Genomic DNA, 15,420 nt, shown 5'->3' on the forward strand with positions numbered 1-15,420 from the left:
GGTCGATTATCCAGGCCGGCGCACCTGCACCGTACGGAACCTGGGGGTGACGAAGGCCGCGTCCACCAGGGCGGCGTTGGCGGCCGGGTTGCCGCCCGAGCCGTGGAAGTCGGCGAAGGCGGCGGTCTGGTTGACGAAGACGCCGCCGGTGAGGTTGAGGGAGAGCTGGGCGCGTTCGTCGAGGCAGACGCCGACCAGCGCGCGTTCGACCTCCGGGGAGGTGGTGTGCCCGGCGACGGTCATGGCGCCCCGGGTCCGGACGGTGCGGCGCAGCACCTCAAGCGAGGCGGCGGTGGAGTCGGTGGCGATGGCGAAGGCGATGGGGCCGAAGTATTCGGCGTCGACGGGCTCGGCGCGTTTGACCAGCAGCGGGGTGCGGAGGGTCGCCTCGGGGTGCTCGGGGTGTTTGACGGCGCGCGAGGGCAGGGCGACCTCGCCGAGGCCGGCGGCGGCCTCCAGCCGGTCGAGTACGGCCGGGTTGACGATGGCGCCGAGCAGTCCGGCGGCCCGCGCGTCGTCGCCGAGGAGCCGGTCCACGGCGCCCGCGAGGTCGGCGACGACCTCGTCGTAGGTGCGGTGCCCGCCGTTCTCAACGCTGATGCCGGCGGCCGGGATCAGCAGGTTCTGCGGGGTGGTGCACATCTGGCCGCTGTAGAGGGCGAGCGAGAAGGCGAGGTTGGCGAGCATGCCCCGGTAGTCGTCGGTGGAGTCGATGACGACGGTGTTGACGCCCGCCTTCTCGGTGAACACCCGGGCCTGGGTGGCGTGGTGTTCCAGCCAGTCGCCGAACTCGGTCGAGCCGGTGTAGTCGATCAGCGCCACCTCGGGCCGCAGGGCGAGGGTCCTGGCGCTGCCCTCGCCGTCCCGTTCGGCGGCGAGCGCGACCAGGTTGGGGTCGAAGCCCGCCTCGGCCAGCGTCTCGCGGGCGATGCGGACGGTGAGCGCGAGCGGCAGTACGGCGCGCGGGTGCGGCTTGACCAGCACCGGATTGCCGGTGGCGAGGGAGGCGAAGAGGCCGGGAAAGCCGTTCCAGGTGGGGAAGGTGTTGCAGCCGATGAGGAGCGAGACGCCCACCGGTACGGGGGTGAACTCGCTGGTCAGGCGGAGGGTGCCGCGCCGGCCCTGGTCCTTGGCCCACGGCGCGCGCGGTGGCGTGCGGGTCTGCTCCTGGTACGCGTGCGCCACCGCCTCAAGCCCCCGGTCCTGGGCGTGCGGGCCGCCGGCCTGGAGCGCCATGACGTACGCCTGGCCGGTGGTGTGCATGACGGCCTGCGCGAACTCGGGGGTGCGGGCGTTGATCCGGGCGAGGATCTCCAGACAGAGCAGGGCGCGCTGCTCGGGCCCCGCGTCGCGCCAGGCGGGCACGGCGGCGAGCATCGCGGGCAGGAGGACGTCGGGATCGGGGTGCGGGTAGCTGATGCCGAGCGGGAAGCCGTACGGGGAGACCTCGGCGCCCACCCAGTCGTCGGTGCCGGGCTGGCCGGGGGCCTCGAAGGTGCCGCGTTCGCGCAGCGCGGCGAAGGCGGCGGCGCCGGCCGCGCCATCGCCGTACGCCTTGGGGTGTTCGGGGTACGGGGACCAGTACGAACGGGTGCGGATAGTCTCAAGTGCCGTGTCCAGGGTGGCGCGATGGCGCTGCGAAGATGTCATGGCCGGGACCAACTCCTCGTCCTCCTCGTCGGCGGCGGTCAGGGTCGGGCATGAACGATACTGCTACCGAACGATCGGTCGGGCAAGACCGCGGAGGAGAGAACCGAGTGAGCGCGAGAGCCACGTACACCCCGGAGACCCTGCTGGAGGTCGCGGTCGGGGTGTTCAACGAGCGCGGCTACGACGGCACCTCCATGGAACACCTCTCCCAGGCCGCCGGGATCTCCAAGTCCTCCATCTACCACCATGTGCGCAGCAAGGAGGAGTTGCTGCGGCGCGCCGTCAGCCACGCGCTGGACGGGCTCGCCGCCGTACTGGAGGAGCCCGGCGCCCGGCAGGGGCCCGCGATCGACCGGCTGGAGTACGTGACCCGCCGCACCACCGCCGTACTGATGCGCCGGCTGCCCTATGTGACGCTGCTGCTGCGGGTGCGCGGCAACACGGACACCGAGCGCTGGGCGCTGGCCCGCCGCCGGGAGTTCGACCAGCGGGTGGCCGCCCTGCTGCGGCAGGCGGCGGCGGAGGGGGACCTGCGGCCCGAGGTGGACGTACGGCTGGCGGCGCGGCTGCTGTTCGGGATGATCAACTCGGTGGCGGAGTGGTACCGGCCGCCCACGGACGGCGCGGCCGGTGGCGCACCCGGGGACGGCGCGGCGGGCGGCGTGGCGGACGGGGTGGTGGACGAGGCCGTGGTGGACGCGGTGGTCAGCACGGCCTTCGCGGGACTGCGCCTGCACCGCTGAACCACCCGGCCCGACGCCTGCCGCACATGTCTGTGGCAAACGGGTCCGGCATGTGCCGCGCATCAACTACTGTTATCGGCCAACCACCTTATTTGACGGGGGCGCAGTCCGAGCCGCGCACGCATACCCCCGGGGAGTCCATGAACACCGACCGTCTCACTGCGGGCAGCCCGGCCATGGCCGACTGGAACGAGGCCGAGGACTTCATCCGCCTCTTCTACACCGAACACCCCGAACAGGCGCTCCCCCTCAACCTACGGCTGCGCCAGGTCCGCGAACACATCGAGCACTCCGGCTCGTACCGGCACTCCACCGACGAACTCACCTTCGGCGCCCGCGTCGCCTGGCGCAACTCCAGCCGCTGCATCGGCCGGCTCTACTGGAAGAGCCTGCGCGTCCTGGACCGGCGCACCGCCCAGACCCCCGAAGAGATCTACCACCACCTCTGCGACCACCTGCGGATCGCCACCAACGAAGGCCGGATACGGCCGGTCATCTCGATCTTCGCCCCCGAGACCCCCTACCGGGAGGCGCCGCGGGTGTGGAACAGCCAGCTCATCCGGTACGCGGGCTATCGCGGCCCGGACGGCTCGGTGATCGGCGACCCGGGGCACGTGGAGTTCACCGAAAAGGTCCGGCAGATGGGCTGGCAGGCACCGGGCGGCTGGTTCGACCTCCTGCCGTTGGTCATCCAGACCCCCGGCGACAAGCCGCAGCTCTTCGACGTGCCGTCCCACCTGGTACTCGAAGTGCCCATCGAACACCCCGAGTACCCCCAGATCACCAGAATGGGCCTGCGCTGGCACGCCGTCCCGGCGATCTCCCACATGCGCCTGTCCATCGGCGGCATCAACTACCCGCTGGCACCGTTCAACGGCTGGTATCTCGGCACCGAGATCGGCGCCCGCAACCTGGTGGACGCCGACCGCTACAACCTCCTGCCCGTCATCGCCCGGCTGCTCAACCTGGACACCAGCCGCGAAACCACCCTGTGGCGCGACCGCGCGCTGGTGGAGCTGAACATCGCCGTCCTGCACTCCTTCGGCAAGGCCGGCGTCAAGATCTCCGACCACCACACCGAATCCCAGCGCTTCCTCACCCACCTCGCCCGCGAGGAAGAGGCGGGCCGCATCGTCCCCACCGACTGGAGCTGGATCGTCCCCCCCGTCTCCGGCGGCATCACCCCGGTCTTCCACCGCTACTACGACGAGGCCGACCTCCGCCCCAATTTCTACCTGGACGACGAGGCCCGAGCCCTGAGCGAAGGCAAGTGCCCGGTCCGCCACGACACCTACTGACCGGGGAGCCGGGGTCCGGGCCCCGGACTCCAGACCCCGGGCCTCGAACCCTGGGGTCAATGAGCCAAGCGAAGCGAACACTCGTTCGAGCGAAAAACCCCGGGCACAGGCCCCGCGGATGGGCCGGATGACGTAAACAGGCGCCGGGGCCCTGCTGCCGGACCAGGCGCTGCTGATCGTCGAGGTCACCTCCGACTCCAACGCCGACACCGACCGCGTGGTCAAACGACGCCGGTACGCCGAGTTCCGTGCTCCGCTGTATCTGCTGGTGGACCGGCAGGAGCGGTCCTGTTCGCTGTTCAGCCACCCGGGAGAGCTGGGCTACAGCCGGGTCGACGGGCCGCACCCCTTCGGGACGCCCATTCAGCTGCCGGAGCCGTTCGGCATCGAGATCGGCACCAAGGATCTGGGCTGAGGGGCACCGGCTACTGACCCGGGTCGTCGAAGGAGCCGTACGCCGGCCTGCCCGCCGGGCGGTAGGTCTGGATCGTCACCCCGGTCGAGGTCGTCGCCGAGCTGACCAATTCCAGGGCCGCCGGGGTACTGCCCTCCGGGAAGAGACGCTTGCCGGTCCCCAGCACCACCGGATAGACGAACAGCCGGTACTCATCGATCAGCCCCGCCGCGTGCAAGGTCTGCGCGAACTCGCCGCTGCCATGGATCTGGAGCTCGCCGCCCGGCCGCTGCGGCTCGCGCCGCTTCAGCGCCGCCACCTCAGCCACCACATCCGCGCCGAGCTGCGCCGAGTTCTGCCACTCCAGGCGCAGATCGGGGGTGCGGGAGGCCACGTACTTGGGCAGCCCGTTCAGATTCTCCGCCACCGGCGCCTCGTGCGGATCGGCCACATGCGGCCAGTACGCGGCGAAGATGTCGTACGTACGGCGCCCCAGCAGATAGCCCTCACCCGCCCGGAACCAGCCGGCGACCGCCTCGCCGAACGCCTCGTCCGCGTACGGCACACTCCAGCCGCCGTGCTCGAAACCGCTGCTGGTGTCCTCCTCCGGCCCGCCCGGGGCCTGCATGACGCCGTCGAGGGTGAGGAAGGTCTGCAAGGTGACGAGGGTGCCCATCGATCGCTCCTGGTGATCCGCTGACGAAATACGAAGGCCGAAGTACGCCGGAATTCGTTCTCTCACAGGGAGGACCCGGGATCTGGCGGCAACTCATCGGCGTTCGGGCGGTGTCTTCTCCACCGGCCGCCCCGGGCGCCGTTCGGGCAGCAGATCCGTTTCTTCGAACACCAGCAGCGTGCGGGTACTGATCACCTCCGGGATCGCCTGAATCCGGGTCAGCACCAGCTCCCGCAGCTCCCGGTTGTCCCGGGTGTGCACCAGCAGCAGCACATCGAAGTCCCCGCTGACCAGCGCGATGTGCGCCGCCCCCGGCAGCCGCTCCAGCCGGGCCCGTACCGTACGCCAGCTGTCCTGGACGATCTTCAGCGTGATGTACGCCGCCGCGCCCTGCCCGGCCCGCTCGTGGTCCACCCGGGCCGTGAAACCGCGGATCACCCCGTCCGCCAGCATCCGGTTGATACGGGCGTACGCGTTGGCCCGGGAGATGTGCACCCGCTGGGCGACCTCACGGACCGAGGCCCGGCCGTCCGCCCGCAGATGCAGCAGTATCGCGCTGTCAATGGAGTCGAGGGGTCTCGCGGGGTTCGAAGTCATCTGGTCCTCCGGCATATGGAGCGGCCTTCCCTTTCTGGACGTCCTGCACCCATAGCACGCCAATCGGGGCCAGCAGTCCACAGCGCCCGTCCGGCTCTGGCCAACCTGCCTCATCAACCGAACAATCGGTAGGGAGACGTGAGAGGGGAGACGCGGACCATGACCGTGCTGCACGAACCACCGACGTCATCACGCACCGACGCCGACACCGACAACCGCGAGCAGCCCGTACCACCACCGCCCTGGCGCCGCCCACCCCGCACCGACCCCACGCCACTGCTCCCCGAGACCGAGCCGTACCACCTGCTCGGCACCCCCCGCGAACGCCCCGGCGACACCGACCGCGAACGCTGGCTCGCCCTCTACCACGGCCTCGTCCTCGGCCGCCGCTACAACCAGCAGGCCACCGCCCTCACCCGGCAGGGCCGACTCGCCGTCTACCCCTCCTCCACCGGCCAGGAAGCCTGCCAGATCGCCGCCGCACAGGTACTCGCCGACCAGGACTGGCTCTTCCCCAGCTACCGCGACACCCTCGCCGCCGTCGCCCGCGGCCTGGACCCGGTCGCCGCGCTCGGCCTGCTGCGCGGCGACTGGCACACCGGGTACGACCCCGCCGCCCACCGCATCGCCCCGCTCGCCACCCCGCTGGCCACCCAACTCCCCCACGCGGTCGGCCTCGCCCACGCCGCCCGCCTCAAGGGCGACGACGTCGTCGCCCTCGCCCTGGTCGGCGACGGCGGCACCTCCGAAGGCGATTTCCACGAGGCCCTGAACTTCGCCGCCGTCTGGCAGGCCCCCGTCGTCTTCCTGGTACAGAACAACGGCTTCGCCATCTCCGTACCCCTCGCCCGGCAGACCGCCGCCCCCACCATCGCGCACAAAGCCGTCGGCTACGGCATGCCCGGGCGACTGGTGGACGGCAACGACGCGCCCGCCGTGTACGAGGTACTGGCGGAAGCGGTACGACGAGCCCGCGCCGGCGGCGGACCGACCCTCGTCGAGGCGCTCACCTACCGGCTCGACGCCCACACCAACGCCGACGACGCCACCCGCTACCGCGCCGAGTCGGAGGTCGCCGCCTGGCGCACGCACGATCCGCTGCCGCTGCTGGCGGAGGCACTGCGCCGGCACGGACTGCTCGGCGAGGACGACGAACGCGCCGCGAAGGACGCCGCCGAGACCATGGCCGCCCGGCTGCGCGAACACCTGCACGCCGAGCCGGTACTCGACCCAGGCGACCTCTTCACCCACGTATACGCCCGCCCCACCACCCAACTCGCCGAACAGGCCGAGCGACTGCGGCAGGAGGCGAGGGGATGACCACGACGACCACCACGACCACCACGACACCGACACCGACCACGGGCGCCCGTCCCGTATCACTGGCGGAGGCACTGCGCCGCGCCCTGCGCGACGCGATGGCCGCCGACCCGGCGGTGCACCTGCTGGGCGAGGACATCGGCACCCTGGGCGGCGTCTTCCGCATCACGGACGGCCTGGCGGCGGAGTTCGGGCCCGAGCGGTGCGCCGACACGCCGCTGGCCGAGGCCGGCATCCTCGGCACCGCCACCGGGATGGCCATGTACGGGCTGCGGCCGGTGGTCGAGATGCAGTTCGACGCGTTCGCCTACCCGGCGTTCGAACAACTGGTCTCGCACGTCTCCCGGATGCGGAACCGTACGCGTGGCGCGATGCCGCTGCCGCTCACCATCCGCATCCCGTACGGCGGCGGCATCGGTGGCGTCGAACACCACAGCGACTCCTCCGAGGCGTACTACATGGCCACCCCCGGGCTGCACGTGGTCACCCCGGCGACGGTCGCCGACGCGTACGGACTGCTGCGGCAGGCCATCGCCTCCGACGACCCGGTGGTGTTCCTGGAGCCGAAGCGGCTGTACTGGTCCAAGGACACCGTGGACCTGGACGCGCCCCCCGCCGCCCCGCCACTGGGCCGGGCCGCCGTCCGCCGCACCGGCGCCTCGGCCACCCTCATCACGTACGGCCCGTCGCTGCCGCTGTGCCTGGCGGCGGCGGAGGAGGCGGCCCGCACCCGGGGCTGGGACGTGGGCGTCATCGACCTGCGCACCCTGGTCCCGTTCGACGACGCGACGGTGTGCGAGGCGGTACGGCGGACCGGGCGGGCGGTGGTCGTCCACGAGGCGACCGGCTTCGCCGGGCCGGGCGCCGAGATCGCCGCGCGGATCACAGAACGGTGCTTCCACCATCTGGCGGCGCCGGTGCTGCGCGTCACCGGCTTCGACATCCCCTACCCGCCGCCGCTGCTGGAGCGGCACCATCTGCCGGACACCGCCCGGATCCTGGACGCGGTCGCCCGCCTCCAGTGGGAGGAGTGAACGCCATGGCCGAAACCTTTCTCCTCCCCGATCTGGGTGAGGGCCTGACCGGCGCCGAGATCGTCCGCTGGCTGGTGAACGTCGGCGAGGAAGTGACCGTCGACCAGCCGGTGGTGGAGGTCGAGACGGCCAAGGCGATGGTGGAGGTGCCGTGCCCATACGCGGGCGTGGTCACCGAACGCTTCGGCGCGGAGGGCGAGGAAATCCCGGTCGGCTCCCCCCTGGTGAGCGTGCGCGGCCCGGGCCCGGCGGCGTACGCGGCCCCGGGCACCACACCCGGGGCGACCCCGGCCGCAGGTACGAGTACGGCCACGAGTACCGGAGCGGGTACGAGTACGGACACGGTCGCGCGTACGGTCGCGCGTACGGGCGCGCGTACGAGCACGGACCCGGGCGCGATTGCGGACACGGGCGCTGCGAACGGCGGACAGCCCGGCGGCGGCTCCGGCCAGGTCCTGGTCGGCTACGGCACCGGAACGACGACCGCCACGGCCACCGCAACCACCACCAAGGGGCCCCCCTCCCCCCTCCCCTCCCCCGCCCCTTCCCCCTCGCCCTCCCTCTCGCCCTTGCCCTCGCCCTCTCGCTCCTCCTCCGTCGCGGTGATCTCGCCGCTGGTGCGCAGGCTGGCCCGTGAGCGCGGCATCGACCTGCGGACCGTACGGGGCTCCGGGCCCGACGGCCTGATCCTGCGGGCCGATGTCGAGGCCCGCACCGCACCGCGCGCGCCCGAACCGGCGCCGGCCGCCACCGGACAGCGAACCCCGCTGCGCGGTATCGCGGCGGCGGCAGCCGCCAAGCTCAGCCGCAGCAGGACCGAGATCCCCGACGTCACCTGCTGGGTGGACGCCGACGCCACCGAACTCCTCGCCGCCCGTCGTGCCACCGAACTGCCCCTGCTCGCCCTCCTCGCCCGGATCTGTGTGGCCGCCCTGGCCCGCTATCCGCAGCTCAACGCCACCTTCGACACCGCCGGCAACGCGATCGTCACCCTCCCCTCCATCCATCTCGGCTTCGCCGCCCAGACCGAACGCGGCCTGCTGGTCCCGGTACTGCGCGACGCCCACCGCCGTACCACCCGCGAACTGGGCGCCGAACTCACCCGCCTCACCGACACCGCCCGCGCCGGCACCCTGCGCCCCGCCGAACTCACCGGCTCCACCTTCACCCTCAACAACTACGGTGTCTTCGGCGTCGATGGCTCCACCCCGATCCTCAACCACCCGGAGGCGGCCATGCTCGGCGTCGGCCGGATCACCCCCAAGCCGTGGGCCCACCAGGGCGAACTGGCGCTGCGTCAGGTCGTCCAGCTGTCCCTCACCTTCGACCACCGGGTCTGCGACGGCGCCGTGGCCGGCGGCTTCCTGCGCCACGTGGCCGACCGGGTCGAATCCCCCCTCTCGCTCCTCGCCGACCTGTAGCCGACGACTTGGTAGGTTGCGCAGTCGTAGCAGTGCTCAAGGGAAAGGGGCCGGGCCGCAATGCAGTTGTTCCAGACGCCGCGTGCGGTGGCGGCGGCCAGGTCGGTCGCCTCCTCTCTGGGTCTGCCGGTCGACAACGTCGTCGTTCTGCACAACTCGAACAAGCTCACTCTCCGACTGCTGCCCTGCGACGTCCTGGCCCGGGTGGCACCCGCGGCGCACCAGGTCGCACAGTTCGAGGTCGATCTCGCCCAGCGGCTCGCCGGGGCCGGGTGCCCGGTGGCCGCTCTCGACCCCCGGGTGGAGCCCGGCGTCCATCAGCGTGACGGCTTCGACATCACGCTGTGGACCTACTACGAACCCGTCACGGCTCACGAGGTCGCACCGGCCGACTACGCCCACGCGCTGGCGCGACTGCACGCCGGTATGCGCGAACTCGACTTCCCCACACCGCACTTCACGGATCGGGTGGAGCAGGCACAGCGCCTCGTGGCGGACCCCGGCCGTACTCCCGCACTCGCCGCCCCGGACCGGAGACTGCTCGGCGACGCGCTGCGGACCCTGCGCCGGTTGGTCAGCGAGCAGGCCGGCCCCGGGCAACTGCTGCACGGCGAGCCACACCCGGGCAACCTCCTCACGACGCGCGGCGGGCTGCTGTTCATCGATCTGGAGACGTGCTGCCGCGGCCCCGTCGAGTTCGATCTCGCCCACGCCCCCGAAGGGGTCGGCGAGCACTATCCGGGCATCGACCGGGATCTCCTGCGTAACTGCTACCTCCTCGTACTGGCGATGATCACCACCTGGCGCTGGGACCGGGACGACCGACTCCCCGACGGACGCCGGCTGGGCACCGAATGGCTCGGCCGGCTCCGGGCGGGCATCGATCACCACGGGCTCGATATCCGCCCCCGTTGATGCACCAGGCTGCGACGATGAAACGTGCGAACGACTACGACGGCTTCGCCGAGGCTTACTCGGCCGTGAGCGAGACCAGCCTCGTGAACGCGTACTACGAGCGGCCCGCGATGCTGTCCCTGGCCGGGGACGTGGCAGGCCGCCGGATTCTGGACGCCGGCTGCGGCGCCGGACCCCTGTTCGCCGCGCTGCGCGAGCAGGGTGCCCTCGTCACCGGGATGGACTCCAGCGCCGGGATGGTGGCGCTGGCGCGGCGGCGGCTGGGTGCCGACGCGGCCCTGCATGTCGCCGACCTGCGCGACCCGCTGCCCTTCCCGGACGGTGCGTTCGACGATGTCCTCGCCTCGCTGGTGCTGCATTACCTGGAGGACTGGGGGCCGCCCCTGGCCGAGTTGCGCCGGGTACTGCGGCCCGGCGGCCGGCTGATCGCCTCGGTGGATCACCCTTTCGTCGGCTACACGTTCCAGGATCCCCGGCCCGACTACTTCGCGACCACCCCCTATTCGTTCGACTGGACCTTCGGTGGACGCTCCTTCCCGATGAGGTTCTGGCGCAGGCCGTTGCACGCGATGACCGATGCCTTCGCCGCCGCCGGTTTCCGGGTCTCCGTCATCAGCGAGCCGCAACCCGACCCGGCCGCCCGCGAACTGTTCCCCGACGACTTCCCCGGCCTGTCCGCCAAACCCTGCTTCCTGTTCTTCGTCGTCGAGGCGGCGGCAGCGCGGCCAGGGGCGGGGGCGGGGTCGGGGTCAGGGTCGGGGTCGGGGTCGGGTCAGTCGACCCAGACCGAGCGGCCGAGGGAGGCGGAGAAGTCTCCCGAGGTGCCGCCGGGTGGGACGACCTCGGTGATCGCGCCGGTGCAGTCCGGGTGCTGGTAGATGAGGGCGTATTGGTTGGTGAAGTTGTAGACCTTCAGGGGGCGTTCGGGGACGTTGACGCAGCCGGTGGGGTTCTGCACGAACCAGTGGGTGCCGCGCAGTTCGCCATGGGCGGCGGCTGCCGGGGCGGCGAAGGCCGTGCCCAGGCCCAGGGCGAGCGCCACCGCGCCGGCCACGGCGGTGAAACGAGACAACATGATGCGTGACTCCTCACGAGAACATCGCCCGGGGCAGCGACTCCACCCCGGCCCGACAACTACTGAGAGTAGTCATTGGCATCCTTTCCGTCATCACCCTACGGAGTGAACCCGCCCCTTTTCTCGCCATGGTCCGGCCGAGCGGCCACCTCGTTAGGCTGCTTGCCATGTTCGACGCGATCGTCCTCGCCGGCGGCGCCGCGCGCCGCCTCGGCGGTACGGACAAGGCCGCCGTGACGGTCGGCACCCGTACGCTGCTCGACCGGGTGCTGGCCGCCTGCCGCGACGCGCGCCGCACCATCGTCGTCGGCCCGGCACGTACCACCCGGAGCGACGTCCACTGGGTACGCGAGGACCCGCCCGGCGGCGGCCCGCTCGCCGCGCTCGCCGCCGGGGCCGGCCACGTCACCGCTCCGCTGGTCGCCGTCCTCGCCACCGATCTGCCGTTTCTCACCCCGGCCACCCCGCGCACCCTCCTCGCCGCCCTCCCCCCGGACGCCGACGGCGTGCTGTTCCAGGACGCCGCCGGCCGCGACCAGCCGCTCACCGCGGTCTACCGCACCGCGCCGCTGCGGCGCGCCCTGGCCACACTGCCCGCCGTGCACGGCGCCCCGCTGCGTACGCTGCTTCCTGCCCTCCACCTGCACCGCCTCCCCGAGGGCACCACAACGTTCGACTGCGACACCTGGGCCGAGATCGCCGCCGCCCGGGTCCGGATCAAGGAGCATGGGACCGTGCTGGACGAATGGATCGCCGCCGTCAACGCCGAACTCGACATCGACCCGGGTCTGGACCGCGCCGTGCTGCTCGACGCCGCCCGCGATGTCGCGCACGCGGTCGCCCGCCCGGCCGCGCCGCTCACCACCTTCCTCATCGGGTACGCCGCCGCCAAGCACGGCCTCACCCCCGCCGAGGCCGCCCGCCGGGTCGCCGCGCTCGCCCTCCGCTGGGAGGCGGAAGGAAAGCCGGAGGGGCAGCAGGAGCAGCAGCAGGAAGGGAAGGAGGGGCAGTCCGCATGAGGGACCACGACGAGTTCGACGACGCGCTCGCCCTCGCCAACGGCTACCGCCCCCACTCCGACGCCCACTCCGACGCCCACCCCGGTCCGTACCCCGGTCCGCACCCCGGTCCGCACCCCGATCCCCGCTCCGGTTCCCTCCCGGGCCACTCCCACTCCACCGCCGTCATCCCCGACCCGCCCCGGGCCCCCGACGAGCGCCCCGTACCCCCGCACACCTGGGAGTCGGCCCGCACCGTCGCGTACCGCAGCGCCGTACCGCTCACCCCCCGCCGCCTCCCGCTGGAGCGCGCCCTCGGCCACACCCTGGCCGCCCCGCTGACCGCGCTCACCGACCTGCCCGCCTTCGACACCTCCGCCATGGACGGCTGGGCGGTCAACGGCCCCGGCCCCTGGACGCTGATCACCGCCCCCGGCCCGGGCCCCGGCCTCCTGGCCGGCGCCCCCGGCCGCCCCGCCCGCCTCGACGACGGCCAGGCCATCCGGATCGCCACCGGCGCCCGGGTCCCCGAGGGCAGCACCGCCATCGTCCGCGCCGAGAACGCCACCGCCCGCGGCGGCACGCTGCGCGGCCGGCTTCCCCGCCTCGGTGCCGACATCCGCCCCCGCGCCCAGGAGTGCCGCTCCGGCGCCGAACTCCTCCCCTCCGGCACCCGCCTCGCCCCCGCCGCCCTCGGCCTGGCCGCCGCCGCCGGCTACGACGAACTGGCCGTCCACCCGCTCCCGCGCGCCGAAGTCCTCGTCCTCGGCGACGAACTCCTGCACCACGGCCTGCCCCACGACGGCCGCATCCGCGACGCGCTCGGCCCGATGACCGGCCCCTGGCTGGCCGCCCTGGGCGCCGAAGTCCTCGTCACCCGCCGCCTCGGCGACGACGCCGACGCGCTGCGCGAGGCGATCGAGACCAGCCGCGCCGATCTCATCGTCACCACCGGCGGTACGGCGGCGGGCCCCGTCGACCATCTGCGCGCCACCCTGCGCGCCCTGGACGCCACCATCCTCATCAGCGGCGTCACCGTCCGCCCCGGCCACCCCATGCTGCTCGCCGAACTCCCCGACGGCGGCACCCCCGTGGTCGGTCTCCCCGGCAATCCGCTCGCCGCCGTCGCCGGCCTGCTCACCCTCGCCGCGCCGCTGCTGCACGCGCTGTCCGGCCGGATGCCCCCGGCCACCAGGACCGCCACCGCGGGCGAGGCGTTCGGCGGGCACCGCACCGACACCCACCTCGTGCCGGTACGGTGCCCCGCCGACGGCTCGGTCGCCGTACCGCTGAGCTACGCCGGCCCGGCCATGCTCCGCGGCATCGCCGCCGCGTCCGCACTGGCGGTCATCCCACCGGGCGGGGTCGCCCCCGAGGACCCGGTCCAGCTTCTGGAGCTCCCGCCGGCATGAGACTGCCGAATCTCGCCGCCCTCCCCACCGTGCCGCCGCAGCGGTCCGACGCCGACGACCAGTCGCACGGGGTCCATCTGCCGCGCTCGGTGGGCGGGCCGCTGCTCCAGGTGCTGCGGCGGCTGTTCATGGCCCTGGCGGTGATGGCGACCGCGGTCGTCATCGTCTACTTCGACCGGGGCGGCTACAAGGACAACATCACCGGCCAGCCGGTCGGCCTCCTCGACTCCGTCTACTACGTCACCGTCTCGCTCTCCACGACCGGCTACGGCGACATCGTGCCGGTCAGCGACAAGGCGCGGCTGCTGACCACGATCCTCATCACCCCGCTGCGCATACTGTTTCTGATCATCCTGGTCGGTACGACACTGGAGGTCCTGACCGAGCGCACCCGCGAGCAGTGGCGGCTGGCTCACTGGAGGAAGATCTTGCGCGATCACACCGTCATCGTCGGCTTCGGCACCAAGGGCCGCAGCGCCGCCGAGACCCTGATGTCCACCGGGCTCTCCCAGGACCAGATCGTGGTCGTCGACCCCAGCAAGGGCGTGGTGGCCGCCGCCAACGCCGCCGGCTACGCGGGGGTGGTCGGTGACGCGACCCGCAGTGACGTGCTGGTACGGGCGCGGGCCGATCGGGCCCGGCAGATCGTGATCGCCACCCAGCGCGATGACACCGCCGTGCTGGTGGCGCTCACCGCGCGCCAGCTGAGCAAGACCGTCAAGATCGTGGCCTCGGTGCGGGAGGAGGAGAACGTTCCGCTGCTCAAGCAGTCCGGCGCGGACTCGGTGATCACCAGCGCCAGCGCGGTCGGCCGGCTGCTGGGTCTTTCGATGATCAGCCCGTCGTCCGGCGCGGTGATGGAGGATCTGATCCAGCAGGGCAAGGGGCTGTCGCTGCGCGAACGCCCGGTGACGAAGGCGGAGGCGGGCCGTTCGCCGCGCGAGGTCGATGACCTGGTCGTGTCGGTGATACGGGGTCACCGGCTGCTGCCCTTCGACCACCCGGACGCGGCCACCCTGGAGCTGACCGACCGCCTGGTGGTCATCCACCGCATCCGGGAGGCGGACGAGTCGCTGCCCGCGCCGCCGGACCGGGACCGGGGGAAGCCGCAGAAGGGCCCGGGTTCCTGGCGCATCCCGCGCCGCTGAGCCCGGCCCGCACAAAAAAGAACGTTTGCGTTTCTCCCGATCCGGATCTAGTTTTAGTACGGAACCGTTTCGTACTCGATCCGTGAGGGAGTGACCCCCATGACCGCCGAACCCCCCGCGCCCACGTCCACGTCCACGCCCGCGCCCCCGCCCGTCCGCCGCCCGCGCATGACGCCCGAGCGGGAACACGAACTGCTGCTCAACACCATCGACGTACTCCGGGAGACCGGCTACGAGGCGCTGACCATGGACGCCGTCGCGGCCCGCGCCCGGTGCAGCAAGGCCACGCTGTACCGGCAGTGGGAGGGCAAACCACAGCTGGTGGCCGCCGCGCTGTACGCCACCCGGCCCTTCGACCTCGGCCAGATCAACACCGGCACCCTGCGCGGCGACCTGCTGGCCCTGGCGGCCGAGGTCGCCGCCGGCGGCGAGAAGGACACCGCGCTGATCGCCGGGCTCGCGCACATCGCGCTCACCGACCCCGACCTGGGCCGGGCCCTGCGCGAGACGCTGTTCGCGCCCGAGCGCGAGCGGCTGCTGGCGCTGGCCGTGCGGGCCGTGGAGCGCGGCGAGCTGCCAGCCGTACCGGAGGCCATGGACTTCGTGCCGGCGCTGATCTTCTCGGCACTGTTCGCCCGCCCGCTGCTGGACGGGCTCCCCGCCGAACCCTCCTACCTGAGCCGCTACGTCGACCAGGTGGTGCTGCCGGTCCTGCGCACCACCTGAACCGCCCCACCCC

14 protein-coding genes and 2 pseudogenes are annotated in these 15,420 nt (G+C 72.4%); 12 read left to right on the forward strand and 4 right to left on the reverse strand.

Annotation, left to right across the window (positions count from 1 at the left end):
- Positions 1-6: 6 nt before the first annotated feature.
- On the reverse strand, positions 7-1,650 hold the full coding sequence (gene paaN / locus AC5WRL_RS23785) for a phenylacetic acid degradation protein PaaN (protein WP_496090688.1): 1,644 nt from the start codon (positions 1,648-1,650) through the stop codon (positions 7-9).
- Between the two features lie 50 nt (positions 1,651-1,700).
- On the opposite strand from paaN, the gene AC5WRL_RS23790 reads away from it, so the two are divergent.
- The 3 genes and pseudogenes from AC5WRL_RS23790 to AC5WRL_RS23800 form a co-directional block, all read left to right on the forward strand.
- Positions 1,701-2,393, forward strand: coding sequence for a TetR-type transcription factor C-terminal domain-containing protein (locus tag AC5WRL_RS23790; protein ID WP_496090689.1), 693 nt, complete (start codon positions 1,701-1,703; stop codon positions 2,391-2,393).
- 140 nt (positions 2,394-2,533) lie between these two features.
- Entirely contained in the window at positions 2,534-3,691 is a 1,158-nt protein-coding gene (locus tag AC5WRL_RS23795) for a nitric oxide synthase oxygenase (protein WP_496090690.1), read from the forward strand.
- 139 nt (positions 3,692-3,830) lie between these two features.
- A pseudogene (locus AC5WRL_RS23800) lies at positions 3,831-4,106 on the forward strand (Uma2 family endonuclease); the annotation flags it as partial.
- 10 nt (positions 4,107-4,116) lie between these two features.
- Here the strand turns inward: AC5WRL_RS23800 and AC5WRL_RS23805 are convergent.
- Positions 4,117-4,761 carry a dihydrofolate reductase family protein gene (locus AC5WRL_RS23805; RefSeq protein ID WP_496090691.1) on the reverse strand — a complete coding sequence of 215 codons (645 nt, stop codon included), beginning with the start codon at positions 4,759-4,761 and terminating at the stop codon, positions 4,117-4,119.
- A gap of 93 nt (positions 4,762-4,854) precedes the next feature.
- The gene (locus AC5WRL_RS23810; protein ID WP_496090692.1) at positions 4,855-5,373 is read right to left on the reverse strand and encodes an Lrp/AsnC family transcriptional regulator; all 519 of its coding nucleotides are present in this window, start codon (positions 5,371-5,373) and stop codon (positions 4,855-4,857) included.
- 144 nt (positions 5,374-5,517) lie between these two features.
- On the opposite strand from AC5WRL_RS23810, the gene pdhA reads away from it, so the two are divergent.
- The 5 genes and pseudogenes from pdhA to AC5WRL_RS23835 all read left to right on the forward strand — a co-directional run.
- Positions 5,518-6,678, forward strand: a complete 1,161-nt coding sequence (gene pdhA, locus AC5WRL_RS23815) for a pyruvate dehydrogenase (acetyl-transferring) E1 component subunit alpha (RefSeq protein WP_496090693.1) — start codon at positions 5,518-5,520, stop codon at positions 6,676-6,678.
- Entirely contained in the window at positions 6,675-7,712 is a 1,038-nt protein-coding gene (locus AC5WRL_RS23820) for an alpha-ketoacid dehydrogenase subunit beta (protein WP_496090694.1), read from the forward strand. The genes pdhA and AC5WRL_RS23820 overlap by 4 nt, the downstream gene beginning before the upstream one ends.
- A 5-nt stretch (positions 7,713-7,717) precedes the next feature.
- Complete coding sequence (locus AC5WRL_RS23825; protein WP_496090695.1) at positions 7,718-9,133, forward strand: dihydrolipoamide acetyltransferase family protein; 1,416 nt, start codon at positions 7,718-7,720, stop codon at positions 9,131-9,133.
- A gap of 60 nt (positions 9,134-9,193) precedes the next feature.
- Positions 9,194-10,048: a phosphotransferase enzyme family protein gene (locus tag AC5WRL_RS23830; RefSeq protein WP_496090696.1), complete on the forward strand. Its 855-nt coding sequence runs from the start codon at positions 9,194-9,196 to the stop codon at positions 10,046-10,048.
- Positions 10,048-10,770 (forward strand): annotated as a pseudogene (locus AC5WRL_RS23835) (class I SAM-dependent methyltransferase); the annotation flags it as partial. The gene AC5WRL_RS23830 and the pseudogene AC5WRL_RS23835, both read left to right, overlap by 1 nt.
- Positions 10,771-10,820: 50 nt before the next feature.
- Here AC5WRL_RS23835 and AC5WRL_RS23840 read toward each other — a convergent pair.
- On the reverse strand, positions 10,821-11,123 hold the full coding sequence (locus AC5WRL_RS23840; RefSeq protein WP_496090697.1) for a hypothetical protein: 303 nt from the start codon (positions 11,121-11,123) through the stop codon (positions 10,821-10,823).
- 167 nt (positions 11,124-11,290) lie between these two features.
- On the opposite strand from AC5WRL_RS23840, the gene AC5WRL_RS23845 reads away from it, so the two are divergent.
- The 4 genes from AC5WRL_RS23845 to AC5WRL_RS23860 all read left to right on the forward strand — a co-directional run bounded on the left by AC5WRL_RS23845 (position 11,291) and on the right by AC5WRL_RS23860 (position 15,407).
- Positions 11,291-12,142, forward strand: coding sequence for an NTP transferase domain-containing protein (locus tag AC5WRL_RS23845; RefSeq protein ID WP_496090698.1), 852 nt, complete (start codon positions 11,291-11,293; stop codon positions 12,140-12,142).
- Positions 12,139-13,533, forward strand: a complete 1,395-nt coding sequence (locus AC5WRL_RS23850) for a molybdopterin molybdotransferase MoeA (RefSeq protein ID WP_496090699.1) — start codon at positions 12,139-12,141, stop codon at positions 13,531-13,533. Before AC5WRL_RS23845 ends, AC5WRL_RS23850 begins: the two co-directional genes overlap by 4 nt.
- On the forward strand, positions 13,530-14,681 hold the full coding sequence (locus AC5WRL_RS23855; RefSeq protein WP_496090700.1) for a potassium channel family protein: 1,152 nt from the start codon (positions 13,530-13,532) through the stop codon (positions 14,679-14,681). Before AC5WRL_RS23850 ends, AC5WRL_RS23855 begins: the two co-directional genes overlap by 4 nt.
- Before the next feature lie 99 nt (positions 14,682-14,780).
- Positions 14,781-15,407, forward strand: a complete 627-nt coding sequence (locus AC5WRL_RS23860; RefSeq protein WP_496090701.1) for a TetR/AcrR family transcriptional regulator — start codon at positions 14,781-14,783, stop codon at positions 15,405-15,407.
- Positions 15,408-15,420 lie beyond the last annotated feature (13 nt).

The sequence above is a fragment of the Streptomyces sp. NTD107 genome (assembly GCF_059510435.1).